The sequence below is a fragment of the Sinomonas sp. genome (assembly GCF_036848755.1).
Taxonomy (GTDB): Bacteria; Actinomycetota; Actinomycetes; order Actinomycetales; family Micrococcaceae; genus Sinomonas.
Genome location: NZ_DAIUJO010000173.1, coordinates 1 through 5,350 on the forward strand (window position 1 = coordinate 1; position 5,350 = coordinate 5,350).

5 protein-coding genes are annotated in these 5,350 nt (G+C 70.5%); 2 read left to right on the top strand and 3 right to left on the bottom strand.

Features of this window, described 5'->3' with window-relative positions:
- Positions 1–240 precede the first annotated feature (240 nt).
- The 3 genes from iolB to V7053_RS17740 form a co-directional block, all read right to left on the bottom strand.
- Positions 241–1,146: a 5-deoxy-glucuronate isomerase gene (iolB, locus tag V7053_RS17730; RefSeq protein WP_334173584.1), complete on the bottom strand. Its 906-nt coding sequence runs from the start codon at positions 1,144–1,146 to the stop codon at positions 241–243.
- A 52-nt stretch (positions 1,147–1,198) separates the two neighbouring features.
- Positions 1,199–1,939: a GntR family transcriptional regulator gene (locus V7053_RS17735; protein WP_334173585.1), complete on the bottom strand. Its 741-nt coding sequence runs from the start codon at positions 1,937–1,939 to the stop codon at positions 1,199–1,201.
- An 84-nt stretch (positions 1,940–2,023) separates the two neighbouring features.
- A complete protein-coding gene (locus V7053_RS17740; RefSeq protein WP_334173586.1) occupies positions 2,024–3,049 on the bottom strand; it encodes a LacI family DNA-binding transcriptional regulator in 1,026 nt (341 codons plus the stop codon).
- A 137-nt stretch (positions 3,050–3,186) separates the two neighbouring features.
- Between V7053_RS17740 and V7053_RS17745 the strand changes: the two genes are divergently transcribed.
- A complete protein-coding gene (locus V7053_RS17745) occupies positions 3,187–4,374 on the top strand; it encodes a Gfo/Idh/MocA family protein (protein WP_334173587.1) in 1,188 nt (395 codons plus the stop codon).
- A partial coding sequence (locus tag V7053_RS17750; protein ID WP_334173588.1) for a sugar phosphate isomerase/epimerase family protein occupies positions 4,371–5,350 on the top strand: 980 nt, incomplete at its 3' end. The genes V7053_RS17745 and V7053_RS17750, both read left to right, overlap by 4 nt.

The following is a 5,350-nucleotide window of genomic DNA, read 5'->3' on the forward strand; positions in this document are numbered from 1 at the left end:
GGCGGTTTGGCGTCGCGGGGCAGATCCCTGGCTCGCTTCGCTTCCTAGACGGGGGAAATGGACGACGGCGGGTGGGCGCCCTCTGTAGGTCGGGCACCCGCCGTCGTGCTCGGCTCGCACCCCAAGGGGTATCTGTACCCGAAACGCCGGTGGAGGGGAGTTGGTGTACCCGAAACGCCGGTGGAGGGGAGTTGGTGTACCCGAAACGGCTGTGGAGGGGAGTTGGTGTACCCGAAACGGTTAGGCGGTGAAGGGGAGGCGCGGGTCGACGGACTGCGCGTCCCACGTGCTGCGGATCCAGCCGTGGTGGGGGTCGTCGCTGATGAGCCATTCGCGCACCCGCCCGGGGCCAGCCATGACGTTGAGGTAGTAGAGGTCGTAGCCGGGGGCGGCCATGGCGGGGCCGTGCCAGCCGTAGGGGACGAGGACGACGTCGCCCGTGCGCACTTCGGCGTTGACGTCGATCGGCCGCTCGTCGGACGCGTACACCCGGGCGTAGCCGACCGGGTCCTGCCCCGCAGCCTCCTCGGAGGCGATGGGGGAGCCCGGGGCGAGCCGGGTCTCGAAGTAGTAGATCTCCTCGAGTGAGGTCTCGCCGTCCTTCTCCTCGTCGTGCTTGTGCGGCGGGTAGGAGGACCAGTTGCCCGCAGGCGTGATGACCTCGCACACGATGAAGCGATCGGCCTCGAGGGCAGCCGGGGTTCCGAAGTTGTGGACCTGACGCGAGCAGTTGCCGGCGCCGCGAAGTTCGACGGGCGTCTCCTCGGCCCGGACGAGGCGCGTGGGGAACTCGGCCTTGGCGGGGGCGAGTGCGACGGCGACCCTGCCACCCCGGGCGCTCGAGATCTCCACGGACTTGCCGATCCCGCTGTAGAGGACGTCGCTGGGCCCGGCGAAGACAGAGCCGCGCCCGCGCAGGGTGTAGGTCGCGCCGTCGACCGTTGCCTCGAAGGCTCCCTCGAGGGGGACGACGATGCGCTCCTCGTCAGCGGCACCCAGCGTGATCCGCGCACCGGGGGCGAGCTCGGCAACCTTGATGCCAGTGTGCTCCCATCCGTCGACAGCGAGCCTGCTGTCATGGGCCCCGACCGAGACCTGCCAGTCGCCGTCGCCGGCCGAGCCCAGCGGGTAGACCCACTCTGCCATAAGGTGTGTTCCTCTCTGTCCGGAATCCCGCGAAGTCAGCGCTTGCTCGGCCTCACCGTTGAACCAGGGTCATCTCGAAGCTGTACGAGTCGGCCCGGTAGACGTGGCGACCGGTCTCGACGTTGCGCCCGGTGTCGTCGACCGCGGTGCGCTCCATCGTGACGAGCGCCGCCCCGGCCGTGGTTTGGAGGAGCTCGGCTTGGTACTCGTCCGCCACGGCCGCTCCGATGCGCTGGTTCGCGAGCCGGAAGTTCACCCCGGCCTCGCGCAGGATCTGGTACATGCCCCGCTGGCGGAGCCCCTCCTCCGTGAGTTCGGCGACGTCGTCGCGCACCCAGTTCTCCATGAGGGCGAGGGGTTTCTCGCCCACCGAGCGGAGGCGAGTGAAGTGGTAGACGCCGACGCCGGGCGGCAGCTGGAGCGTGTCGGCGATGTCGTCCTCGACGGGGCCGTGACGGAATGCGAGCACGCGCGTGGTCGGCTTCTGGCCTCCCTGCGAGAGGTCGTCGTAGAGGCTCGACAGCTCGAGGTGGCGCCGTACCTGGCTCGCCACGACCTGGGTTCCGACTCCCCGCTTGCGCACGAGGAGGCCCGCGCGAACGAGTTCGTCCATGGCCTTGCGCATCGTCGGGCGGGACAGATTGAGCTTCGCCGCGAGTTCGATCTCGTTCTCGAGCTTGGAGCCGGGCTCGAGGGTACCGCTCCGGATCATCCCTTCGATGCCCTGAACGACCTGATGGTAGAGCGGCACCGGCGATGAACGGTCGATGGGGATGTTGAGGCTGGTCGCCATGACCCCTCCTTGGGCTGGGCGGTGAGCCGTACTCGGCTACGTATGCTTATTTGATAGGACAAACTGCCAGTTTCGATCTTAGCATTACGCAGTGCGCGTTGATGCCCTGATCACGAGGCTCGGCTCGAGCAGCGCCCGCCGCCGTGGGGCGTCGGGGTTCTCAAGGCGCGTGAGCAGGGTGCGGGCGGCTTCGGCGCCGATCTCGCGGCTGCGCGGATCGACGGTGGTGAGGTCCAGGTAGCGGTAGGCCGCCAAGGGTGAATTGTCATAGCCGACGACGGCGACCTCTGCGGGCACTGCGAGTCCCCGTTCGCGCAATGCCGCGAGGGCGCCTACCGCCATGACGTCGTTCGCGGCGACGATCGCGGAGACGTCGGGGCGCTCGGCGAGGAGCGCGAGTGCGGCCGCGTAGCCGTCCTGCTCGGTCGTGCCTCCGGCTGCGCCGGTCACCAGGGGCGCCAGGCCGGCTTCCCTCATGGCCTTCTCGTAGCCGCGCCGGCGGTGGGCCGCTGGCCCCCCTCGACCGCTCAGGTGCCCGATGCGCTCGCGTCCCAGCCCGAGCAGGTGGCGCGTCGCGAGCTCGCCGCCGCATTCGTCGTCGCCGGCGACGACGTCGGCGGCCGGGAGCGTGCCCGGGCCGAGTTCCCGGACCCCGGCGACCACGACCGGCGCCCCAACGTCCCGCAACAGGCTCGGATCGGGCTCGGCGGCGAGGACGAGCGCGTCGGCATGCTGTGCGAGGAAGCCGTCCACGGGATTGCGCCCGGAGGCGGCCTCGAGCTGGAAGTCGGCGACGCTCACGGTGTAGCCAGCCGGGTCCAGGACGGAGCGCAGGCCCGTGAGGAGCTCGACGAACCAGGGATTGCGGAAGTCGTCGATGAGCACTCCGACCGATCTGGTCCGCTGGCTGGCGAGGGCGCTCGCGGCCCGGCTGGGGCGGTACCCGAGCTCGTCGATGGCGGAGAGCACCGCCTGCCGGCGGCCGGCGCTCACGTGGGGCGCCCCGCGGAGCACGAGCGAGACGAGCGACTTGGAGACCCCGGCGCGCTCGGCGACGTCGTAGATGGTCGGACGGGTGGGGGTCGGGTGGACGGGTGGATTTGCTGCCACGCGAACATCATGGCACCCGAGGAGCGCGGCGGCGTCGTCCGCCACGGCCCTATTGACAGGACAAAGCCATGCCTCCTAGGCTCCTCTGTGGAGCGCTCCAAATTTCCTTTAACCCGGCTTCCCTTCGAAGGAGAGACATGCCCGAGTCCCTCGGCGTCGCCGTCATCGGCGCCGGCATGGCCGGCAAGGCCCACGCCGCCGCCTACCGCACCGCGAGCACCCTCTACCGCCCCACGCTCCCGGAGATCCGTCTCGTCTCGATCGGGGACGTGAACGCCGAGTTCGGGCAGGCCGCGGCCCGCCGCTTCGGCTACGAGCGCCACGACGCCTCGTGGCAAGCCATCGCAGCGGCCGAGGACATCGACGTCGTGAGCGTCGTGATCGCCAACTCGCTGCACCGCGAGGTCGTCGAGGGCCTCCTCGCCGCGGGCAAGCACGTCCTGTGCGAGAAGCCGCTCTCGGACACGCTCGCCGACGCCCGCGCGATGGCCGCCGCCGCCCGTGCCGCCGAATCGCGGGGCACGCTGGGCCGGATCGGCTTCACCTTCCGCCGCACCCCCGGGATCGCGACGATCCGCGGGCTGATCCAGGACGGCACGCTCGGCCGCCCCCTGCACTTCAGCGGCCGGTACTGGACCGACTACGGCTGCAGCCCCGACGCCCCGATGAGCTGGCGCTACAAGGGCGCCCCCGGCTCCGGGGCGCTCGCCGACGTCGGGAGCCACCTCGCGTACGTGGGCGAGTTCCTCTGCGGCGACATCCAGTCCGTCTCGGGGGGCCAGTTCTCCACCGCGATCGCCAAGCGCCCGCTCCCGCTCGGCGCCGTCATGGGCCACGACCACGCCGCGGTGAGCGACCGCTTTGAGGCCGTCGAGAACGACGACGTCGCCGCCTTCTCCGCGGAGTTCGCCCAGTGCATCGGCTCCCTGTCCGTCTCCCGCGTGGCGGCGGGGCACGCCAACTCCCTCATGTTCGAGGTGTTCTGCGAGAACGGGGCCGCGCTGTTCGACCAGCGCCGCCCGGCCGAGATCGGCCTGTTCCTCTCCGACGGCCAGACTGCGCGGAACGGCTACCGCCAGGTGATCCTCGGCCCCGAGCACCCGTACATCGGAGGGGGCCTTCCCATGGACGCCCCCAGCGTGGGCTTCGGCCAGAACGAGGCCTTCGCGTACCAGGCGCGGGCCTTCCTCGAGGAGGTCGCCGGCCTGCCGGAGTCCGAGTCGCTCCCGCGCTGCGCGACGTTCGAGGAGGGCGTGCGCAACATGGAAGTCCTCGAGGCCGTGGCCGAGTCGGCGCGCGGCAACGGGAAGAAGGTCTCCCTGTGAAGCTCGGCGTCTACAACGCGATCCTGCACGACCGCACCCTCCCCGAGGCCCTGGAGGTCATCGCGGGCCTGGGCCTGACGGGGATCGAGATCAACACCGGCGGGTTCCTCCCGGCGGTCCACGTGCCCGCGTTCGAGGACATCCTCGTCTCCGACTCGGCCCGCGACGACTACCTCGGGCTCTTCGAGGGCACCGGGGTCTCGATCGCGGGCCTGAACTGCAACGGCAACCCGCTGCACCCCAAGCCCGAGATCGGCGAAAAGCACGCCGAGGACGTCCGCCGCTCGATCCGCCTCGCCGAGCGCCTCGGCCAGGACCGGGTCGTGACCATGTCCGGCCTGCCGGGCGGGGAGCCCGGGGCCACCGTGACGAACTGGATCGTGAACGCGTGGAACTCCGCCGCGCTCGACGTGCTCGACTACCAGTGGGGGATCGCCGCCAAGTTCTGGCGCGAGACCGACCGCCTCGCAGCCGACCACGGCGTCAGGGTCGCCCTCGAGCTGCACCCGCAGAACATCGTGTTCAACACCGCCGACGTCCACCGGCTCGTCGAGCTCACCGGTGCCACGCATGTCGGGGTCGAACTCGACGCCTCCCACCTGTTCTGGCAGCAGATGGACCCCGTCGCCGTCGCCCGCGAGCTCGGGCCGCTCGTCTTCCACGCCGCCGCCAAGGACGTCCGCGTCAACCCCGAGAACGCCCGCCTCTACGGCGTCCTGGACAACCGCTTCCGCCGCCTGCGTCCAGACGAGAACCGCACGAACCTCGGCGGGGACGAGTGGGCCAACGAATGGCCGAAGGACTCCGCATGGGACTTCGTGGCCCTCGGCCGCGGCCACGACACCGCGTACTGGGCAGAGTTCCTCCGCGCCCTGCACGAGGTCGACCCGGAGATGATGGTCAACATCGAGCACGAGGATGTCTCGCTCGGCCGCATCGAGGGCCTCGAGGTCGCCGCCAGGGTCCTGCTCGACGC

Coding starts and splice junctions, on each gene's coding strand:
- iolB (WP_334173584.1), bottom strand. CDS start 1,146: ATGGCAGAGTGGGTCTACCCGCTGGGCTCGGCCGGCGACGGCGACTGG.
- V7053_RS17735 (WP_334173585.1), bottom strand. CDS start 1,939: ATGGCGACCAGCCTCAACATCCCCATCGACCGTTCATCGCCGGTGCCG.
- V7053_RS17745 (WP_334173587.1), top strand. CDS start 3,187: ATGCCCGAGTCCCTCGGCGTCGCCGTCATCGGCGCCGGCATGGCCGGC.